Genomic DNA, 1,282 nt, shown 5'->3' with positions numbered 1-1,282 from the left:
AGAGCCGGCTCCGCAAATTTGAACATGTCGATAAGTGGAGTTTCTGCCTGACAGCGGGCACGCTGGTGCCTGCGAATCAGGAGCGACGATGAGCAGACGAGCACGCCGGAACCACACACCGGCCTTCAAGGCGAAGGTGGCGCTTGCCGCCGTCAAGGGCGACCGGACAATAGCTCAGCTGGCCGAGCAGTTCGACGTCCACCCCAATCAGATTACGGCGTGGAAGGCGCAGCTGGAGGGTGGCGCTTCCGGAGTTTTTGGACCTGGCAGCGCTGCGCCGGCTACGCCTGCGATCGACGTGAAGTCGCTGCATGCCAAGATCGGGGAGCTGACGCTGGAGAACGATTTTTTAGAAGGAGCGCTCACCAAGGCGGGATTGCTGAGCGCAAAGCGATGATCGACCGCGAGCATGATCTGTCGATCACCAGACAGGCGGAAGCTTTGCAGATCAGCCGCGGCAGCGTTTATTACCTGCCGCGGCCGGTGCCGGACGCCGATCTCGCGATCATGCGGCGTCTCGACCGGCTGCATCTGGAGTTTCCCTTCGCCGGTTCGCGAATGCTGAGAGGCCTGCTGGCTGCCGAGGGGTGCAAGATCGGCCGCCGGCATGTGAAGACGCTGATGCGGCGGATGGGGATAGAGGCGCTCTATCGCCGTCCGCGCACCACCAGACCCGAGCCCGGCCACAAGATCCATCCATACCTGCTGCGCGGCATGGAGATCACGCGACCGAACCAGGTCTGGGCGATGGACATCACCTACATCCCGATGGCGAGTGGCTTCGTCTATCTCGCCGTGGTGCTGGACTGGGCAACGCGTCGTGTTCTGTCGTGGCGGCTGTCGATCACCATGGAAGCAGCCTTCTGCGTCGAGACGTTGGAGGATGCCTTGGCTCGTCACGGCAAGCCGGATATCTTCAACACGGATCAGGGCTCGCAGTTCACCGGACAGGCTTTTACCGGCGTGCTCGCCTACAACGGCATCGCGATCAGCATGGACGGCAAGGGCGCATGGCGGGACAACGTGTTCGTCGAACGGCTCTGGCGCAGCATCAAATATGAGGAGGTGTACCTGCGGGCCTATGACAGCGTCAGCGAGGCGCGCAGCTCGATCGGCCGATATCTCGACTTCTATAACAGCAGGCGTCCCCATTCGAGTCTTGACGGCAGCACGCCGGATCAAGCCTACTTCACCCCGCTGCCACTCCGCATGGCAGCCTAACCCCGGCAGACGCTCCACTTATCGAGGCGGAAATTCTGTTCAGACAACCGGGACCAGCTCA

1 protein-coding gene is annotated in these 1,282 nt (G+C 62.0%); it reads left to right on the top strand.

Annotated elements, in window-relative coordinates:
* The first annotated feature begins 88 nt into the window (after window positions 1–88).
* Window positions 89–1,221 (top strand): IS3 family transposase gene (locus CQ13_RS15900; RefSeq protein ID WP_156433698.1). Its coding sequence is split into 2 segments (ribosomal slippage): window positions 89–344 and window positions 344–1,221, totalling 1,134 coding nucleotides; the frame shifts between segments, so codons are not numbered across the junction.
* Window positions 1,222–1,282 lie beyond the last annotated feature (61 nt).

Source organism: Bradyrhizobium retamae (genome assembly GCF_001440415.1).
Taxonomy (GTDB): Bacteria; Pseudomonadota; Alphaproteobacteria; order Rhizobiales; family Xanthobacteraceae; genus Bradyrhizobium; species Bradyrhizobium retamae.
The sequence above is the reverse complement of the archived record's forward strand: the minus strand, read 5'-3'. Positions and strand labels throughout refer to the sequence as shown.